Origin of the sequence: Paraburkholderia mimosarum LMG 23256 = NBRC 106338, assembly GCF_000739815.1 — a bacterium.
Lineage (GTDB): Bacteria > Pseudomonadota > Gammaproteobacteria > Burkholderiales > Burkholderiaceae > Paraburkholderia > Paraburkholderia mimosarum.
This window is the reverse complement of record NZ_BBJJ01000052.1, coordinates 31,188-49,697: the sequence shown is the minus strand read 5'-3', so window position 1 is coordinate 49,697 and position 18,510 is coordinate 31,188. Positions and strand designations below refer to the sequence as shown.

The window sequence follows — 18,510 nt, the reverse complement described above, 5'->3', positions numbered from 1 at the left end:
CCGAAATCTCCGCGCGCGACGAGCAACGTCTCGAAGCCTGGACCGCCTCGCTTGCGACGATGTCCGCCGCGCTGCGCGAGGAATGGGAAGCCACGAGCGCGGCCACCGCGCAACGCCAGCAGGACATCTGCGAAACCCTGGCCCGAACCGCCAGCGACATCACCTCGCAATCGCAGGCCCATAACGCGAGCACGATCGCCGAAATCGGCAGCCTCGTGCAGGCCGCGTCCGCCGCCCCGCAGGCAGCCGCCGAAGTCATCGCCGAGCTGCGCCAGAAGCTCTCGGACAGCATGGTCCGCGACACCGCGATGCTCGACGAGCGCAACCGCCTGCTCGCCACGCTCGAAACCCTGCTCGACGCCGTGAACCGCGCCTCCACCGAGCAGCGCTCGGCGATCGACGCGCTCGTCTCCACCTCGGCGGACCTGCTCGAGCGCGTGGGCGGCCAGTTCAGCGCGAACGTCGAGGCACAAAGCGGCAAGCTCGGCGCGATCGCCGCGCAGGTGAGCGGCAGCGCCGTGGAAGTGGCGAGCCTTGGCGACGCGTTCGGCGCGGCCGTCACCGTGTTCGGCGAATCGAACGACAAGCTCGTGGCGCATCTCGAGCGCATCGAGGCCGCGCTCGACAAGTCGCTCGCGCGCAGCGACGACCAGCTCGCCTACTACGTGGCGCAGGCGCGTGAAGTGATCGACCTGAGCATGCTGTCGCAGAAGCAGATCGTCGAGAACCTCCAGCAGCTCGCCGGCCAGCGCGCCACCGAAGGAGTGGACGCGGCATGAACGACGAAATCGACGGCGGCGCGGCCCCCGCCGCGCCGGTCTGGCCCGCGTTCGCCGACCTGATGTCGGTGCTGCTGGGCGCGTTCCTGCTGATCCTCGTGGGCGTGGTCGGCATGCAGCTCGAACTGTCGAGCCGCCTCGCCGACGAGGTCAAGCAGCGCAAGGCCGAGACGCAGCGGCGCAAGACGCTCGAAGAGGCGCTTGCGGGCCCGCTCGCCGCCGGGCGCGTGACGCTCGTGAACGGGCGCATCGGCATCAGCGGCAGCGTGCTGTTCGCGCTGAACTCGGACCAGCTGACGCCGCAGGGCCGCGATCTGCTCAAGAGCCTCGCGGGGCCGCTCGCGGCGTATTTGAAGAGCCGCGACGAGATCCTGATGGTGAGCGGTTTCGCCGACGATCAGCAGGTGCACGCGGGCAACCGCCGCTTCGCCGACAACTGGGAGCTTTCGGCCGAACGCGCGCTGACGGTCACACGCGCGTTCATCGATCAGGGCGTTCCGGCCAAGTCGGTGTTCGCGGCCGCGTTCGGCTCGGAGCAGCCGGTGAGCGCGAACACCGACGAAGCGGGCCGCGCGAAAAACCGCCGCGTCGAGATCGCGCCGGTGCCGCGGCCGACTGTCGGCGAGGGCAAGCATGGTGAATGACGCGGGCCCGCATCGAGCGCCTGCCGCGCCCGAGGCATCCGGCGCGCGCGCCCTGCTCGACGTCTGGCGCGCGCGCGGCGCCGACCAGCTCGACCCGATTCGCTTTCATTTGATCGAGGCGCTGGAGCGGCGCGCCGCCGCGCACGCGGGTGAAGCGCGGCGCCTCATGGACGCGCGCCTGGCGGAACTGCTCGACGCCTTCGCCGGCGACCTCGCGCGCGGGACATCGAAGACCACGCGCGTGCTGGGCGACGAGCCGGCGAGGAGCGAGCTGGGCCGCCTCGTCGATTCGCTCGCGCGCGTGGAGCCGGCGCGACCGGCGGGAAGCGCGCGGCACGAGCCGGACCCGGAGCTGGTCGAATACTTCCGCAAAACCTGGTCGCGCGTACGCACCGAAAAGCAGCTGCGCCAGTCGCTGGACCAGGTGCCGAGGAACGCGGGGCCGCTCAATTCGAGCAGCCTCGTGCATCGCGCGCTCTCGCTCATGCGCGAAGTCTCGCCGGGCTATCTTCAGCATTTCCTCGCGTATGCCGATGCGCTTTCGTGGCTCGAGCAGTGGAGTGCGAGCGTGGCGGTCGCGGCGCCGGTCAAGGAAGCGCCGCGCGCTTCATCAGCGAAGAAAGGAAGTCGCGGGAAGGCGCGATAGTCGCCGACCCGCGGTTCATCCGCTTGCGGGCGGTTTCGATCGAAGGCGGCTTCCCGAAGCGCCGTCCTCAGCCCGCAACGGCCTTGCGCCGCGCCCGCACTGCCTGCGCCAGCCCATCGAGCACGGGCGCCGTCTGCGCCCAGCTGATGCACGCATCGGTAATCGACACGCCGCGCTGAAGCGGCACGCCCGGCTTCAGATCCTGGCGGCCCTCTTCGAGATGGCTCTCGATCATCACGCCGACGATGCGCTTTTCGCCGCCTTCGAGCTGCTCGCCGATGTTGCGCGCGACGTCGATCTGCCGCTGATGCGCCTTGTTCGAGTTCGCATGAGAGCAGTCGATCATGACCTGCTCGCGCAGCCCCGCCTTAGCGAGCGACGCACAGCACGCCGCCACGGAGGCCGCATCGTAGTTCGGCCCGCTCTTGCCGCCGCGAAGGATCACGTGGCAGTCGTCGTTGCCGCGCGTTTCGAAGATGGCGGCCATGCCCATCTTCGTCATGCCCATGAATGCGTGGCTCGCGCGCGCGGCGACGATGGCGTCGGTGGCCACCTGCACGCCACCGTCGGTGCCATTCTTGAAGCCGATCGGGCACGAAAGGCCCGAGGCCAGCTGACGATGGCTCTGGCTCTCGGTCGTGCGCGCGCCGATCGCGCCCCACGCGACGAGGTCGGCGATGAATTGCGGACTCAGCAGATCGAGAAATTCCGTGGCCGTGGGCAGGCCCAGCGCGTTGATGTCGAGCAGCAGCTGGCGCGCCGCGCGCAGGCCCTCGTTGATGCGGAAGCTGCCGTCCAGACGCGGATCGTTGATATAGCCCTTCCAGCCCACCGTCGTGCGCGGCTTCTCGAAGTACACGCGCATGACGACCAGCAGATCGTCCTCGAGCGTGTCGGCCTTCGCCTTGAGTAGCTTCGCGTATTCGATGGCCTGGTCGTGGTCGTGGATCGAGCACGGACCCACCACCACCACGAGCCGGTCGTCGCGCTGCGCGAGCACCTCGGCGATCTCGCCGCGGCTCGTTTCGACGAGCGTCTGCGTCTCCTGCGGCACGGGCAGCTCGTCGAGCAGCAGCGCGGGCGAAATGAGCGGACGCACGGCGCCGATGCGCGTGTCGTCGATGCGGGTCGTGTCCTGGGTGGCGTCGGCCACGCCGACTTCCTGGTCGTGCTGCGGATTGTCGATACGGCTCAAGATGTTCTCCAGCTACGGGCTAGATGCATGGGGGATCAAGCCACGATTATCGCATCCGGCGCGCCGGCAGCCTCCGAAACGAAACGAGGCGGCCCGAAGACCGCCTCACGAAAGAACCCGCAACGTGCGCCGCCACGATCAGCGCGCCGCATCTCCCATCGGATAGCCCTTGCCCGCCAGCCGGCGCGCAATGCGCACCAGCGCGAACCACTGCTGGGCGAGCAGCCCTTCGCCATAGCTCACGCCCTTGCCGTGCGGCGCGGGCAACTGGTCGCGAATGCCGGTGGGTTCCTGCGCCTTGCTCCACGACGCGGTGCGGAACATCATGTCCCACCAGGGAAACAGCACGCCGAAGTTGCAGCCGTAGCGCGTGCCTTCGTGCCCGTAGCCGATCGCATGATGACGGCGGTGAAACGCCGGGCTCACGACGATCCGTTCGAGCAGCCATCCGAAATCGAGGCGCGCGTTCACGTGCTGCACGCTCTGCATGAAGTTGCTCATTGCCACGAGCACGACGAACTGCGCGGGCTGCACGCCGATGAAGAGCGAGATGCCAGCGAAAAACGCGGCCTGAAGAACATCGTCGAGGAAATGATTGCGATCGTCGCACCACATCGACATCTGCTGCTGGCTATGGTGCACGGCGTGCAGCTCCCACCACACGCCGAAGCGATGCTGCCAGCGGTGATACCAGTAGCCCGCGAAGTCGAGCACGACGAGATAGATCAGGAACGACACCAGCGGCTTGTCGGTCACGCCGGGCCACAGACTGTCCACTTCGATGTTCGGGACGCTGTAGATCGCCATCAGGCTCTGCCAGTGATTGAACAACGGCGTCAACAGAAAGAAGAACGCGATGTTCAGGATGCCTAGCTTGGCGATCCACGTGTACCAGACGTCGGCGCGCAGCGCCTTGCGGTCGCGCCATTGCTCCGCGGGTCGCAACGCTTCGAGCGGGCGCAGCAGCAGATACGACGCGCAAACCTGCAGCACGCCCACGATCACCCAGTACAGCGCGTCGTAGGTGTCCTCGTCGTAGCCCATCAGGCCGATCTTGTAGAAGGCCGGCTGCACCACGTCCACGTAGACGAGCGTCTGCAGCCACGACACGAGGTTGTCGGCCTGCGAAATCAGCGTATCGATCATTCGGACTCCTGCATCAATCCGGGTTGGGCGCGTAGACGGGCGCGCGGTTCGCGAAATAGATGCCGTGCGGCGAACGGCCCACCGCAATGGTGTCGATCAGCTGGCGCGTGTTCAGGTCGATGATCCCCACGTGTCTCGCGAAACGGAACGTCACCCACAGGTAGCGCTTGTCGGCGGACAGCTCCATGTCGTCGGGGCCGGGACGCAGGCCCGTGATGTCGCCGACCTTCGTGAGCGTGGTGTAGTCGAGAATGCTGATCGTGCTTTCCACGCGGTTCGAGACGGCCACATGCGTGCCGTCGTCGAGATTGCGGAAGTTATGCGCGCCACGGCCGGTCTGGATCCTTTTCACGACCGTGCGGTTGTGCCAGTCCACCACGGCCACGTCGTCCTCGCCCGTCATGCCGACCAGCAGGTACTTGTCGCCCGGCGTCATCCACAGGCCCGCGGGCGTGCTGCCCACGGGCAGCTTCCAGAGCACCGTTTGCGTCGGCAGATCGATGGCGGCCACTTCGCCCGTGTCCTGCAGCGTCACGAACGCGGTCTTGCTGTCCGAGGCGAAGGTGATGTGGCTCGGCGTTTTCCCGAGCGCGATGCGTTTCGCGAGCGTGAGGTTCTTGCCGTCGTAGCGGTATACGTCCACGCGGTCGAGGCGCAGGCCCGCGGTCACGAACCATTTGTGGTCGGGCGAAAAGCCGAGCTGGTACGGATCTTCGATGCCTTCCAGGCGGCTTTGCACCTGCCCCGTATGCGGGTCGAGGAACAGCAGGTCGTTCGACACCGAATCGGCGACGATCAGCGACTTGCCGTCGGGCGTGATCATCAGGTGATGCGGCTCCTTGCCGGTGGGCTCGGTGCCGACCACGGTGCGGCTCGCCTCGTCGATGAGCGAGAGCCTGGCCTCGCCCGAATCGAGCACGATGACCTTGTCGTCGGCGTGGGCGAGCGCGCCCCATGCAAGGCCGCCGATGAGGCCGCAATTCAGCAGCGCAGTCGCGAGCGTTTTTTTCATGCGCGCCGGTGTAAGCGAAAAGATCGGGAATTGAGGCATTTCGTAAGGGAGAAACTGCAGCGAAGGCGCGCGGCGCCGGTTTGTGCTGAGATACCGCTAAGGTAGGCGCGCGGATTGCCTGCTTAACGTGTGAGGCCCCGATTCCGATGACGCCTGTGCAACGCATTTGCAGCCACGCGATGCGACGGTTACGGCGATGGGCTGCGCGTACAGACCCTAACTCTCGCGAGAAGTTGCATGGACCATCGCGCCCGCGAAGACCGCGCAGATAGCGCGGACACCGCCGTGCGCGCCCCCGACGGCCTGACCCGCAGCACGGCCGCCGCAGTGCGCGAAGCGCTCGAAGGACGCCGCCGCGGCGTCGCCCTTCTGCTGCCGCTCGCGGGTCCGGCCGTGGTCGTCTCCGTCGCCTATATCGACCCCGGCAATTTCGCGACCAACATCCAGGCCGGCGCGCGCTACGGCTATGCGCTGCTGTGGGTGGTACTGCTCGCCAATGTGATCGCCATGCTTTTCCAGGGGCTCTCGGCGAAGCTCGGCATCGCCACGGGCCGCAATCTCGCCGAACTGTGCCGCGACACGCTGCCCGCGCCGCTCGTGTGGCTCATGTGGATCGTGAGCGAAATCGCGGCCATGGCCACCGATCTCGCCGAATTTCTCGGCGGCGCGATCGGCCTCGCGCTGCTCTTTCATCTGCCGCTGCTGGCGGGCATGGCCGTCACCGCTGTCGTGACCTATGCGCTGCTGTTTCTGGAGCGCGCGGGCTTCCGGCCGCTCGAACTCGTGATCGGCGCGCTCGTGGGTGTGATCGGCATCTGCTATGTGCTCGAACTTTTCATCGCGCCCGTCGAGTGGCCGACTCTCCTCCGCCAGCTCGCCACGCCGCGCCTGCCCGATGCGCAAGCCGTGACGATCGCGGTGGGCATCATCGGCGCAACGGTGATGCCGCATGCACTCTTCCTGCACTCCGGGCTCACCCAGGCGCGCGTGCTCGCGCGCGACGACACCGAGCGCGCGCGCCTCGTGAAGTTTTCTAACGTCGAAGTCGTGGTCGCGCTTTCGGTGGCCGGCCTCATCAACATGGCGATGGTGGTCATGGCCTCGGGCGCCTTCCACCAGGGCTATGCCGATGTCGCCGAAATCGGGACCGCCTACCGCACGCTCGCCCCGCTGCTGGGCGCGGCCGCCGCGAGCATCTTCCTCGTCTCGCTGATCGCCTCGGGCATTTCCAGCTCCGTGGTCGGCACGCTCGCCGGGCAAATGATCATGCAGGGCTTCGTGAACTTCCGCATTCCGCTATGGCTGCGCCGCGCGGTGACGATGGTGCCGAGCTTCGTCGTCGTGGCGCTCGGCGTGAACGCGACCGAGGCGCTCGTGATGAGCCAGGTCGTGCTGAGCCTCGCGCTGCCGTTCCCGATGGCCGCGCTCGTCTGGCTCACGTGCCGCGCCGACATCATGGGGCCGCATCGCAATCGCGCGCTCACGGCGATTGGCGCCGCTGCGGGCGCGCTCGTCGTGCTCGTGCTCAACGTTGCGCTGCTGCTGGTGACCTTCGGCGGGGCGCTGCCTGGACTCGGGTGACGCGCGCGTAAAAAAGCCGGATGCCCGCGCGATCGTCAAAATGAACGGCCGGTCGGTTTATCGATGTGAGCGTGCCGCGCAACGGCCCCTTCGCGCCACGCGTGCAAACTCGGGCGAAACCATGCACCATTAGCGTTTTCGCCGCGCCCCGTTCTCGTGACGGGCGCGGCTTTTGCAACCGCGCGCGAGCGTCCCCGCCCGAAAGCCGCATGGATGAGCCCAAAGTGAGCCCTGAGCGAATCCAGAGCGAGCCCAAAGCGCAGACCCGAGCGCGCGCCACCTCCGACCTGCCATGACGAATCAGCCTGCCCAAGCCTTGCCCGAACAGCCCGTCGACATGATCATTTTCGGCGGCGGAGGCGACCTGGCCGCGCGCAAACTGCTGCCCGCGCTCTACATGGCGCACCTGCACGGCAACCTGCCGCCCGAAACGCGCATCATCGCCGTGGGCCGCAAGAACTGGACGATCGACGACTACCGCAGCTTCATGGACGAGCAGTCGCGTCCGTTCATCGATGCCAAAGCGTTCGACGCGCAGGCGTGGGACCGCTATCTGAACCTGTTCCAGTACGTGATCATCGACGTGAACGCGCCCGCCGACTACGCGAACCTGAAGGCGGCGTCGCGCGAGCATGCGCTGCGCGTGTTCTATCTCTCGACGTCGCCCGAACTCTTCACGACGATTTGCGACAACCTCACGACGGGCGGCCTCGTCGACGGCAGCTCGCGTGTGGTGCTCGAAAAACCGCTCGGCCACGATCTCGCCTCGGCGCAGCAGATCAACGAGTCGGTGGGCCGGCATTTCGCCGAGTCGCAGATCTACCGGATCGACCACTATCTGGGCAAGGAAACGGTGCAGAACCTGATGGTGCTGCGCTTCGGCAACCCGATCTTCGGGCCGCTCTGGCAGGCGCCGTACATCCGCAGCGTGCAGATCACGGTGGCGGAAACGGTGGGCGTGGGCAGCCGCGCGGGCTTCTACGATCACACGGGTGCGCTGCGCGACATGGTGCAGAACCACCTGCTGCAACTGCTGTGCATCGTGGCAATGGAGCCGCCCGTTTCGCTCGACCCGGACGCCGTGCGCGACGAAAAGCTCAAGGTGCTGCGCTCGCTGCGCCCGATGTCGCTCGCCGATATCGCGCGGGACACCGTGCGCGGCCAATACGCGGCGGGCGCCGTGGACGGCCAGCCGGTGAAGGGCTACCTCGAAGAAGACAACGTGCCGGCCGACAGCAAGGCCGAAACGTTCGTGGCGCTGCGCGCGCACATCAACAACTGGCGCTGGGCCAACGTGCCGTTCTTCCTGCGCACCGGCAAGCGCTTGCAGAAGCGCCAGTCGGAGATCGTGATCGAATTCGCGGACCTGCCGTTCTCGATCTTCCCGAGCGGTCCGCGCAATTACGGCAATCGTCTAGTGATCCAGCTTCAGCCCGAAGAATCGATCCAGTTGCAGATGCTCGCGAAGGAACCGGGCAGCGGCATGAACATGCTGCCGGTGAGCCTGAACCTCGATCTCCAGCAGGCCATTCCCGAGCGCCGCGCGGAAGCCTACGAGCGCCTGCTGATCGACGTGATTCGCGGGCGCCTCACGCACTTCATGCGCCGCGACGAACTGGAAGCCGCATGGAAGTGGGTCGAGCCGATCCTGCACGGCTGGAAGGAACTGAACGACCGCCCGCGCACTTACACGTCGGGCACGTTCGGGCCGGCGGCATCGTCGGCGCTGCTCGCGCGCGAGAACCTGTCGTGGGCCGAGGAAATGTAATGTGAGGCACGGCGGGCGCCGCGCGGCGGCCGCCGGCTTTTATTGCTGATCGCCGGAATCGGGACGAAAAAGATCGAAGCCCGCAAACACGATTACACCGCTCAGCGCCATCAACGGCACCGAGTGACGGCCGAGAAAAAGAACGGCGGCCGCGAGCCACGTCGAAATACAAAAAGCGCCGATGCGCCGCATGATGCAACTCCGTATTTTTTGATGCCACTTTGATGCCGCTTTGATGCCCTTCTTGTAGCCTGCCGGGCTTCGCGCGTGCCGTGCGGATTCAGCCCAATGTGGCGCGCGCCGTGCGCAGGCGCGACACCGTATCGACAAACGCTTCGCCACCCAGCGTGCGCTTCATGCGGCTCGTGACCGTCGCGCTCGCGGCGTTGAGCGCCTCGCCAATCGCAAGGGCATGTGCCGTGGGCACGATCGCCACTTCGCGTCCGTCGCCCTCCGTGCGCTGGCGCTCCACGTAGCCGCGCGCCTCCAGACCGTCGAGCACGCGCGTGGCCGTGGGCCGGGCGATGGAAAGCAACTCGGCCAGTTCGCGCTGGAGCGAACCGGGCCGCTCCAGCACCGCGCGCAGCATGAAACCCTGCGGCGGCGTAAGCTCGAAGCGCTCGAAGGCCTCCGCCCATTCGCGCTCCAGGCGCCGCGCCAGCGCCGTGGTGTTGAAGTAAAGGCAATGATCGAACATGTGCGTAGCATATCCGGATATCGTTAGCTATGCAACGATCAGCATGTGTTGCGTCTACCCTCGGACGAATCGAGCACCCTGCAAGGGAAATAGCGTTTGCACCGCATCCGTTATGATGCGAAGCAATCGTCATCGCCTGGCCGTCGAACACCACATCACGGAGACATCGATGCAAATGCGCTGCTACTGCGTTATCCATCACGGCAAGCCACTGGAACTGATCGAGCGCGAGGTGCCCCAGCCAAAGGGCACTGAGGTGCTGCTGCGCGTGAAGGCCGCGGGCCTGTGCCATTCCGACCTGCACATCTGGGAGGGCTACTACGATCTGGGCGGCGGCAAGAAACTCTCGCTCGCCGATCGCGGCATCAAGCTGCCGCTCACGCCGAGCCATGAAATCTGCGGCGAGGTCGTGGCGCTCGGGCCCGATGCGCAAGCCGCTACAGAAGCACTCCCAGCGGGGACGTCCGCAGTCGTGCATCCGTGGATCGGCTGCGGCGAATGCGCGGCCTGCAAGCGCGGCGAAGAGAACATTTGCGCGAAGCCGCAGTCGCTCGGCGTGCTGCGCGACGGCGGTTTCGCCGACTACGTGATCGTGCCGCATCCGCGTTATCTCGTGGATCTCGCCGGCCTCGATCCCGTGAAGGCCGCACCGCTCGCCTGCGCGGGCGTAACGACGTATTCGGCCGTCAAGAAGTTTGGCGAGCGCATACACGAAGGCCCCGTGGTCGTGATCGGCGCGGGCGGTCTTGGCATGATGGCGCTCGAAGTGCTCAAGGCGCTGGGCGCGCAGGGCGCGATCGTCGTGGACGTGGACCCCGCCAAGCGCGAAGCGGCGCTCGCCGCCGGCGCGCTAGCCGCCATCGACGCGCGAGCGAGCGACGCGCTCCAGCAGGTCATCGCCGCGACGGGCGGCGGCGCGCGCGCGGTGCTCGACCTCGTGGGCGCGACGCCTACGGTCAGGCTCGCGCTCGATTCCTGCGCGCGCGGCGGCCATGTGGTGATCGTCGGGCTGATGGGCGGGGATCTCACGCTCTCGCTACCCATCATCCCGATGCGGCCGCTGAAGATCGAAGGCAGCTATGTGGGCACGCTGCCCGAGTTGCGCGAACTCGTGACGCTCACGCGCGAAGGCAGGATGCAGCCTTCGCCGGTCTCGGCGCGGCCGCTCACGGAAATCAACGACGCGTTCGAGGCGCTCGCCCAAGGCAAGGTGGTCGGGCGGCAAGTTCTCGTGCCGTGAGCACGCGGCATGGCATTGCGCGCGGGCGCTCGCCGCACGCGATGCCATGTCATCCGGATGCCGAATCAATTCACCGGTTGAGTCGCCTCGCGCTCCCCACGCATATCGCGACTACGGGCGCCGGGGCCCGGATTCTCGCGTCGCGCGAGCGTCGGCGTGAGCACGTGGCGACTCTTGCTCGCGCGGGTTTCCGGCAGTTCGGGAACGTGGCCGCCGAGCGCGCGGCGCCAGCGAGAAATCGGCACATCCGTTCTGCCCGTGCGTGCCGAACAATGTCCCTTACGGTCTCCCCACTGCGCCGCGCCATTTCGCAAGCGTTCTGCAAGCATGGCCAGCCAACCCGGCTCATTGCGCGCTCATTGCTCGAATAAGGGCAACGTATGCGCCCAGTTCGCGCCGTTGCCTGAAGCGCAGCTGTCGTAACCTCGAGACTGGCCCATTGTTCGTGCGAGGCAGACAGCTGCGCACCACCGCTTCTACCGTTCACCGTGATCATTACGACGCCCCTCGCGCCCGCCCCCGACGACATCCTGCGCGAAGCCAACGCGCATTGCGAGGCGCACCGCTTCGCGCAAGCGCTCGCGCTGCTCGAACCGCTCGTCGGCGAGGGCGCGACGACCGACGACACGACGCTCGCGCCGGCGCTCAATCTCGCGGCGCTCAGCGCGACGGGCATGGGCGACGTCGCGCGCGCCGAGACGCTCTGGCAGCGCTGCCTCGCCGCAAAACCGGACTTCGCGGAGGCGTACCGCGGACTCGCTGGGCTCTATGCGACGCTCGGCGCCCTCGCGCCAGCGCAGGCGCTTTATGAACGGCTGCTGAACCTCACGCCCGCCGACATCGACGCACGCAGCAATCTCGGCGTCGTCCTGCAGCGCCAGGAGCGGCACGCCGAAGCGGAAGCTGCGTTTTGCGCGGTACTCGCGCAATGCCCCAGCCACGCCGACGCGCACTACAACCTGGGACTGCTGCTGCACCGGCAAGGCCGCCTCACCGAAGCCGAAAGCGCGTTGCGCGCCGCCATTGCCGCCAATGCGCGCCATGCGAAGGCGTACAACGGCCTCGGCACGTTGCTGCGAGACCTGGGACGAGGCGACGACGCGGCGGAGGCCTTTCGCCAGGCCCTGCTGATCCAGCCGCAGTATCCGGAGGCGCTCAACCATCTCGCCATGCTGCTCAAGGCATCCGGCAGGCTCGCCGAAGCGGAACTCGCGGTGCGCCTCGCGCTCCAGATGCGCCCCAATTTCGTGGACGCGCTCAACAACCTGGGTTGCGTGCTCACCGATCTCAAGCGCGTGCCCGAGGCCCAGGCGGCCTTTCGCGAGACGCTCGCGCTCGCGCCCGATCACGCCGAGGCGCATTACAACCTGGGCGTCGCGCTGCATACGCTGGAGCGGCTGCCCGAAGCTGAGGCCGCTTATCGCGAGACGATGCGCCGCTTGCCCGGCCGGGTCGAGGCCTGGAACAATCTTGCCTGCGTGCTGATGGCGCTCGGGCGGCGCGGCGAAGCGCTCGACGTGCTTCACGAGGCGCTTGCCGTGCGGCCCGACTTCGCCGAGGCGCATTTCAACGTGGCGAGCCTGCTGAAGGAATACGGCCGGCTCGACGAAGCGGAAGCGGCCTACCGCCGCGCACTCGACGCGAACCCCGACTACGGCGACGCCAAATTCCGCCTCGCCACGCTGCTCATCAGCATGGGCCGATTCGAGGAAGGCTTCGCGCGCTACGAATGCCGCTACACGATGCCCGGTTTCGTGCATCACGCCACGCAAGGCCTGCTGCAGTGCCCCGTCTGGCAGGGCGAACCGCTGGCCGGCAAGTCGCTGCTGCTGTGGCAGGAAGATGGCCTCGGCGACATGCTGCAATTCGGGCGCTATGCTCGCGTGCTCAAGGCGCAAGGCGCGGCGCACATCGCGTTCGCGTGCCAGGCGCCGCTGCGCCGGCTCTTCAGCGGCGCCGACGGCATCGACGCCGTGCTGGGCCACGAAGCCGCCGCGACTGCCGCCGCGCAGTTCGACTACTGGGTGAGCCCGATAAGCGTGCCTCACCGTCTTGGCACGACGCTCGACACGATCCCCGCGCCGCTCGTCGTGACGCCCGAGCCGGCGCTCGTCGAGCACTGGCGCGCGCGCCTTGCCACGCTCGAGCCGGGGCCGCGCATCGGCATCGTCTGGAAGGGCAATGCGAAGCATTTCAACGACGCGCACCGCTCGCTGCCAACGCTCGCCGCGCTCGCGCCGCTCTGGAACCTGCCGGGGGTGCGCTTCGTGAGCCTGCAGAAAGGTCAGGGCGAAGACGAAGCCCGCAACCCGCCCGCGAGCCTGCCGCTGCTGCACCTCGGCTCGGACGTGCGCGATTTCGTCGATACGGCCGCCATCGTCGCGCAGCTCGATCTCGTGGTTTGCGTGGATACGTCCACCGCGCATCTGGCGGCGTCGCTCGGCAAGCCGTGCTGGGTGCTGCTGCCGCATTTCGACCTGGACTGGCGCTGGATGCACGAGCGCGAAGATTCGCCGTGGTATCCGGGCACGATGCGCCTCTTCCGCCAGCGCGTCGACGAAGCGTGGCCGGCAGTAGTGGAGCGCGTGCGGGTGGCGTGCGCCGAGCGCTTCGGGATTTGAAAGCGGTGCTGGGCGCGCCTCAATCCCAGATGTTGCGGAACGCCACGGCGACGATCACCGGCACGCACATCACGAGCGGAATGGCGAAGTACGGAATCTCCATATCGACGACCCACTTGTAGACGATCCAGCCGATACCGAGCGCGAGCGTCAGCACGCCCACGAGCGCCGTGAGGGTGTTCAACAGCCATTTGGGCGGCTGCTTGCGCGCAGACTTGTTCTCGGGTGACGGGTTCATGGCGGCGGTGGCGAAAAGCGGGAACGTCCCGGGCCGGGCTTCGGATTGCGGCTATTTTACTCCGCCGGCATGACCTCCCAGGTAATCGATTCGCCGCCTGGCGCGCCCTATTCTCGCAAGCGTTAGCCCCCTTTCATCCTGCTTCACGCTCACGAGGACTGCCATGACCGCTTATGCCATCGCCCATCTGCGCGACGTCGAACCATGCCCCGCGATCGTCGAGTACCTGGAGAAGATCGACGCCACCCTCGCCCCCTATGGCGGCCGTTTCATCATTCATGGTGGACGCGTCGAGCGGCTCGAAGGCAAGTTTTCCGGCGACCTCATCATGATCGAGTTCGCGAGCCGCGAAATCGCGCGCGAGTGGTATCGCTCGAGCGCCTATCAGGCGATCCTGCCGCTGCGCGCCGGACATTCGCGCGGGGACGTGTTCCTGATCGATCAGGTCGAGATGCCGCATCGCGCTACCGACGTACTGCGCGCCGCCCACCATGACGGCGATCCTCCCGCTGCGTGACACACGACGCGAAAGCATTTCGTTAGCAGAGAATCTGCGAGCACATGCTTGTAATGCGGAGCGTTGAAGCGCTGATTTCGACTCGCGCAAACGTTTTCTCGCGTTTCACAATTTTTTCTTCAACGGCGACGAAACTGTGCGCGACCCATCCTCAGAGAACGGATGCGCACGTGAGAATGCACCTCCCCTACCGCGTGTCGGCGACACTGCCGACCGCAGTTATCGTTGTGCTCGCAACGAGCATGCTCGATGCATGCGGCCCGGGTTACGGCTCATCGACGCCGCTAACGCCGACGTCCGCGCAACGCCAGCAAGCCGCAACGCCATCGCCATCGCCATCGGCAAACAGCGCGGCGACAACGCCGCAGCCCGATGCACGCGTTTTGGCGAACCCGGGCGCCACGCCCGCTCATGGCGCGAACGTGGCAACCACCGCGAGCGACTCCATCCAGAGCGCACAGGCCAGCCTCGCCGCCGACGGCGATCAGGTCACGCCGGTCATGAGCTACGCGCCAGGCGACACCGCGCAAACCCAGGCCAGCAACGGCAACGATTCCAGCAGTTCGGCCATGCCCAGCCATTGAAGCACCGCACCTGCGTGCCCCTGTGCCAGCCCACCGTCGGGGCACGACACGCCAACCTCAAGCAGAAAGGTGAACAGCAATGACGTCAACCAGTCGCCGCCGTTTCCTGCAGACCGTCGCGCAGTCGGGCGCCGCCGCCGCCGCGATGACCGTTCTCCCCGAATCGATCCGCAATGCGCTGGCCATACCAGCCAATTCGCGCACGGGCACGATCCGCGATGTCGAGCACATCGTCGTGTTCATGCAGGAGAACCGCTCGTTCGACCACTACTTCGGCCATCTGCGCGGCGTTCGCGGCTACAACGACCGCCTGCCGATTCCGCTGCCCGGCGGCCTGCCCGTGTGGTATCAGGCCTCGAAGGCGGACGCGACGAAACCCGTGCTGCCGTTCCATCTCGACACGTTCAAGACGAGCGCACAATGCGTGGGCGATCTCGACCACGCGTGGTACCCCACGCACTACGCGATCAACAACGGCCTTTACAACCAGTGGCCGCAGTACAAGACCGACATGACGATGGGCTACTACCTGCGCGCGGACATTCCATTCCACTACGCGCTGGCCGATGCCTTCACGGTGTGCGACAACTACTTCTGCTCGCTGCCCGGTCCGACGCATCCGAACCGCGCCTACCTCATGACCGGCATGGTCGATCCGACCGGCACGATGGGCGGCCCGCTGCTCGACAACAACGACTACGTGGACAACGACGTGCCGCCCACGTATCAACTCCTCTCGTGGACGACCTACCCCGAGCGCCTGCAAGCCGCCGGCATTTCGTGGCAGATCTACCAGCAGGGCACGAACGGCAGCGATCCGCTGAACGGCAACTACGGGACGAACATCCTGCAGAACTTCGCGAACTTCATCAACGCGCAGCCGGGCTCGGCGCTGTACCAGCGCGCGCAAACCGTGCGCACGATCGCCGAGCTGAAAAACGACGTACTCCAGAATAATCTTCCGCAGGTCTCGTGGCTCCTGCCACCTGCGGCGTTCTCGGAGCACCCCAAGTACACGCCGGCCTATGGCGCGGAGTACACCTCGCAGATTCTCGACGCCCTGACTTCGAACCCCGAAGTCTGGAGCAAGACCGTGTTATTCATCATGTATGACGAGAACGACGGCTTCTTCGACCACATCGTGCCGCCGCAGCCGCCCACGATGCCTACCCAGGGCAAGTCGACCGTGAGCGTGGACGGCGAGATTCACAACGTGGTCAACCCGCTGCGCGGCGGCAAGTACACCGCCGACGGCCTGCCATATGGCCTGGGCCCGCGCGTGCCGATGACCGTGGTTTCGCCGTGGAGCAAGGGGGGCTTCGTCTGCTCGCAGGTGTTCGATCATACTTCGGTGATCCGCTTCATCGAAGCACGGTTCGGCGTACAGGAGCCCAACATCACGGCATGGCGACGCGCGGTGTGCGGCGATCTCACGACATGCTTCGACTTCCGCACGCCCGACGCCACGATGCCCTCCCTGCCCGACACGAGCAACTACATGGCGCTGGCCGACAACCAGTGCTCGGTCAACTCGGCGCCGACGGTGCCGGCCACGCCACAGCCAATCGACCCGCAGGAGCCCGGTGTGCGTTACGCACGCGCGCTCCCTTACGAGCTTCATGTGAATGCGAAGCCGGAAGCGCTGAACAACACGCTTTCAATCACGATCGCAAATACGGGCCGCCAGGGCGCGCACTTCTACGTGTACGGCACGAATCGCAGCGACGGTCCCTGGCGCTATACCGTCGAAGCGGGCAAGTCGCTCGACGACACATGGGATCTGAGCGTGACGAACGGCATCTACGCGTTCGAAGTGCACGGCCCCAACGGTTTCGTGCGGCGCTTCGCGGGCACGGCCGCGCAATCGGGTCCGGGGAAGTCAGGCCGCTCGCCGCAACCTTACGTGTCGGCGCACTACGACATCGCCAACGGCAATCTCTTCCTCGCGTTCTCGAACACGGGGACGAGCGTCGCGCACCTGAACGTGACCGACAACGCCTATGGCGCACACGGGCGCAATGTGATCGTGCCGGCTGGCGGCCACATCGAGGAAGTCTGGGTTCTTGCGTCGAGCCATCACTGGTATGACCTCACGGTCACCAGCCGCGACGACGCCACCTTCGCGTGGCGCTTCGCCGGACACATCGAGAACGGCCGGCCGAGCATCAGCGACCCGGCGGCGGTCGTGCCGGTGAGCAGGCTAGGCTGAGCCCGGTGCGAAGCTGCTTACACCATCAGGTTTCCTGTCTATTCCCTGGTTGCGGCGTCTTCCGGGCGCCGCTTTTTTTACCTCGCCCCGTGGTTCACTGGATTTCGACCAGGCGCTTCAGCGCTCGGGAATTCGACGACCGAGCACTGAGTTCGCCGCATTGCATCGCCGGGCGTGACGGTCTTGCGTGTCAGCCGCGCGGGGTTGACTTCACCCTGCTTCCAGCCTTCTTTGGCTTTGGCGGCGGTATCGGTATAAATGTTCGCCAGATTCATTTTGCTCGTATTTGTCTCCTTGTTTGTCGTGATGCTGATCCAGTTCCTGTTTGAATATCTTTTGTACAGATAGTTGGAAACGAAATGCCCGGCAATGGGCTGGAAGCCATTGCGGTTCCCAAGCAGGTAGCGGGTGACATTTTGCGGGCAGCGCCAGGAATCGGTTAGCAGCCGCTTGTCGGGATCCCGCGCGGTGGTGCCGGTGGCAGGAAAACTGTCGACGAGAAGCTGCCATAAATTGATGGTGTCCACGCCCCGGCTCATGATCCAGTAGTCCACCGTTCTGGCGTACAGGTCGGGAATGCTGCTCGTTGTCTGGCCGTTCAATAGCTGCGCGGCCACGAGCCATTGCAGGCTGTGACTGTGTTCACCATGATCGGCGCTGATGGCATCTTTCCAGAACAGCTTCGCCCTGATCAAGGAGCCAATGAACGGATCGCCGGCGATGAGCGTGGTCCCGATTGGCGCGGTATTGAAATCCGTTTCGGCGGAAAGCCCTTGTTGAAAAGTGAAGCCATATTGATGTGCCAGCATGCCCAGGCACCGCGTGAACAGATTGCCGGGAGGAGGCGCAGGAACAGGCGTGTAGAGACGCTGGTTGCGCTGATTGGTGATCGTGCGATAGTTCTCCCACAACAAACCCGACACGGTCTCCAGGCCCGTTTTGAAACTATCGAGATTTTCAAAGAGATCAAAAATCTTCCCAAAGTCCCGGTAATCGGCGTCCAGCGCATCACCGTCCTGCTTCACGATTTCCCGGTCCTTGCCCTTCTCCTTTTTGGTTTTCAGGAATCGATATTTACTGATGGCCTCATAGCCGGGCATTTGCTCTCTCCTTGTTCGCTGACATGGAACGATCCAGATCCGCCAATCGGCACGGCCACGATGACCGACATTAACCCGATCCAAAAATTGTAGTAAGGATTTCTGATTGGATGAATATCATATGCACCGAGCATCAGAAAATCGTCCAGCGTATCGGCGAGTGTCTTTGTTTTGAACGAACGCAGCAGTAGTCATTCGAAATGCAGGTCGAATTTCAGCAAGCTAACCGAAGGTTAGTTAACGTGCTCGCTGACCGGACAACCGGTGGAGCCGATACTCGTTCTTTATCACGCGCCCCTCCATTTCGGTCCTTCGAGCCAGCAGGTTCGCGGCGGCAACACTGCAACAGTCTGAGCGGATGGGCTACGGCTCTCCGATCGCGATGTTGGCTCCACATGGCAATAGACGCTGTTCGCTGATCTAGGTCAATCATGGCAAAGTGCGTCCTCTTAGGCTTTAGATGCCGAGCCGCTACCCGAGCACTCTCGTCGTGTTCGACTTGTGGGGCGGTCCGACCGAATCGGTCATTCTGC

17 protein-coding genes and 1 pseudogene are annotated in these 18,510 nt (G+C 65.5%); 10 read left to right on the top strand and 8 right to left on the bottom strand.

Going from position 1 to position 18,510, the window contains the following annotated elements:
• From BMI01S_RS27250 to BMI01S_RS27240, 3 genes and pseudogenes are all read left to right on the top strand, one after another.
• A pseudogene (locus BMI01S_RS27250) lies at positions 1 to 779 on the top strand (DUF802 domain-containing protein); the annotation flags it as partial.
• Positions 776 to 1,423 carry an OmpA family protein gene (locus BMI01S_RS27245; protein ID WP_028210346.1) on the top strand — a complete coding sequence of 216 codons (648 nt, stop codon included), beginning with the start codon at positions 776 to 778 and terminating at the stop codon, positions 1,421 to 1,423. The pseudogene BMI01S_RS27250 and the gene BMI01S_RS27245, both read left to right, overlap by 4 nt.
• Positions 1,413 to 2,069, top strand: a complete 657-nt coding sequence (locus BMI01S_RS27240; RefSeq protein WP_042291117.1) for a DUF2894 domain-containing protein — start codon at positions 1,413 to 1,415, stop codon at positions 2,067 to 2,069. The genes BMI01S_RS27245 and BMI01S_RS27240 overlap by 11 nt, the downstream gene beginning before the upstream one ends.
• Before the next feature lie 67 nt (positions 2,070 to 2,136).
• On the opposite strand, the gene BMI01S_RS27235 is transcribed toward BMI01S_RS27240, so the two are convergent.
• From BMI01S_RS27235 to BMI01S_RS27225, 3 genes are all read right to left on the bottom strand, one after another.
• Entirely contained in the window at positions 2,137 to 3,264 is a 1,128-nt protein-coding gene (locus tag BMI01S_RS27235; RefSeq protein WP_028230371.1) for a 3-deoxy-7-phosphoheptulonate synthase, read from the bottom strand.
• Between the two features lie 138 nt (positions 3,265 to 3,402).
• Positions 3,403 to 4,410, bottom strand: coding sequence for a sterol desaturase family protein (locus tag BMI01S_RS27230; protein WP_028210349.1), 1,008 nt, complete (start codon positions 4,408 to 4,410; stop codon positions 3,403 to 3,405).
• A 13-nt stretch (positions 4,411 to 4,423) separates the two neighbouring features.
• Entirely contained in the window at positions 4,424 to 5,422 is a 999-nt protein-coding gene (locus BMI01S_RS27225; protein ID WP_028230370.1) for a YncE family protein, read from the bottom strand.
• Positions 5,423 to 5,659: 237 nt separating this feature from the next.
• On the opposite strand from BMI01S_RS27225, the gene BMI01S_RS27220 reads away from it, so the two are divergent.
• Positions 5,660 to 7,003: an Nramp family divalent metal transporter gene (locus BMI01S_RS27220; protein ID WP_081723334.1), complete on the top strand. Its 1,344-nt coding sequence runs from the start codon at positions 5,660 to 5,662 to the stop codon at positions 7,001 to 7,003.
• Positions 7,004 to 7,295: 292 nt separating this feature from the next.
• Positions 7,296 to 8,771: a glucose-6-phosphate dehydrogenase gene (gene zwf, locus BMI01S_RS27215; RefSeq protein ID WP_028210352.1), complete on the top strand. Its 1,476-nt coding sequence runs from the start codon at positions 7,296 to 7,298 to the stop codon at positions 8,769 to 8,771.
• Positions 8,772 to 8,810: 39 nt separating this feature from the next.
• Here the strand turns inward: zwf and BMI01S_RS42060 are convergent, their stop codons facing one another.
• Positions 8,811 to 8,963, bottom strand: coding sequence for a hypothetical protein (locus BMI01S_RS42060; RefSeq protein WP_028210353.1), 153 nt, complete (start codon positions 8,961 to 8,963; stop codon positions 8,811 to 8,813).
• Positions 8,964 to 9,051: 88 nt separating this feature from the next.
• The gene (locus tag BMI01S_RS27205) at positions 9,052 to 9,468 is read right to left on the bottom strand and encodes a MarR family winged helix-turn-helix transcriptional regulator (RefSeq protein ID WP_028230368.1); all 417 of its coding nucleotides are present in this window, start codon (positions 9,466 to 9,468) and stop codon (positions 9,052 to 9,054) included.
• Between the two features lie 175 nt (positions 9,469 to 9,643).
• Here BMI01S_RS27205 and BMI01S_RS27200 point away from each other — a divergent pair, with 175 nt between their 5' ends.
• Positions 9,644 to 10,708, top strand: a complete 1,065-nt coding sequence (locus tag BMI01S_RS27200; protein ID WP_028210355.1) for an alcohol dehydrogenase — start codon at positions 9,644 to 9,646, stop codon at positions 10,706 to 10,708.
• A 65-nt stretch (positions 10,709 to 10,773) separates the two neighbouring features.
• Here the strand turns inward: BMI01S_RS27200 and BMI01S_RS42055 are convergent, their stop codons facing one another.
• Complete coding sequence (locus BMI01S_RS42055; RefSeq protein ID WP_028210356.1) at positions 10,774 to 10,953, bottom strand: hypothetical protein; 180 nt, start codon at positions 10,951 to 10,953, stop codon at positions 10,774 to 10,776.
• Positions 10,954 to 11,196: 243 nt separating this feature from the next.
• Between BMI01S_RS42055 and BMI01S_RS27190 the strand changes: the two genes are divergently transcribed.
• Complete coding sequence (locus tag BMI01S_RS27190; RefSeq protein WP_028230367.1) at positions 11,197 to 13,329, top strand: tetratricopeptide repeat protein; 2,133 nt, start codon at positions 11,197 to 11,199, stop codon at positions 13,327 to 13,329.
• 19 nt (positions 13,330 to 13,348) lie between these two features.
• On the opposite strand, the gene BMI01S_RS27185 is transcribed toward BMI01S_RS27190, so the two are convergent.
• Positions 13,349 to 13,567, bottom strand: a complete 219-nt coding sequence (locus tag BMI01S_RS27185; RefSeq protein WP_028230366.1) for a hypothetical protein — start codon at positions 13,565 to 13,567, stop codon at positions 13,349 to 13,351.
• Between the two features lie 163 nt (positions 13,568 to 13,730).
• Here BMI01S_RS27185 and BMI01S_RS27180 point away from each other — a divergent pair, with 163 nt between their 5' ends.
• The 3 genes from BMI01S_RS27180 to BMI01S_RS27170 all read left to right on the top strand — a co-directional run bounded on the left by BMI01S_RS27180 (position 13,731) and on the right by BMI01S_RS27170 (position 16,877).
• Positions 13,731 to 14,084, top strand: a complete 354-nt coding sequence (locus BMI01S_RS27180; protein WP_028230365.1) for a DUF1330 domain-containing protein — start codon at positions 13,731 to 13,733, stop codon at positions 14,082 to 14,084.
• 170 nt (positions 14,085 to 14,254) lie between these two features.
• Positions 14,255 to 14,668: a hypothetical protein gene (locus tag BMI01S_RS27175; RefSeq protein WP_154671161.1), complete on the top strand. Its 414-nt coding sequence runs from the start codon at positions 14,255 to 14,257 to the stop codon at positions 14,666 to 14,668.
• A gap of 79 nt (positions 14,669 to 14,747) precedes the next feature.
• On the top strand, positions 14,748 to 16,877 hold the full coding sequence (locus BMI01S_RS27170) for a phosphocholine-specific phospholipase C (protein ID WP_028230364.1): 2,130 nt from the start codon (positions 14,748 to 14,750) through the stop codon (positions 16,875 to 16,877).
• Positions 16,878 to 16,954: 77 nt separating this feature from the next.
• Here BMI01S_RS27170 and BMI01S_RS27165 read toward each other — a convergent pair whose 3' ends face one another.
• The gene (locus tag BMI01S_RS27165) at positions 16,955 to 17,977 is read right to left on the bottom strand and encodes a LirA/MavJ family T4SS effector (RefSeq protein WP_051381344.1); all 1,023 of its coding nucleotides are present in this window, start codon (positions 17,975 to 17,977) and stop codon (positions 16,955 to 16,957) included.
• Positions 17,978 to 18,510 lie beyond the last annotated feature (533 nt).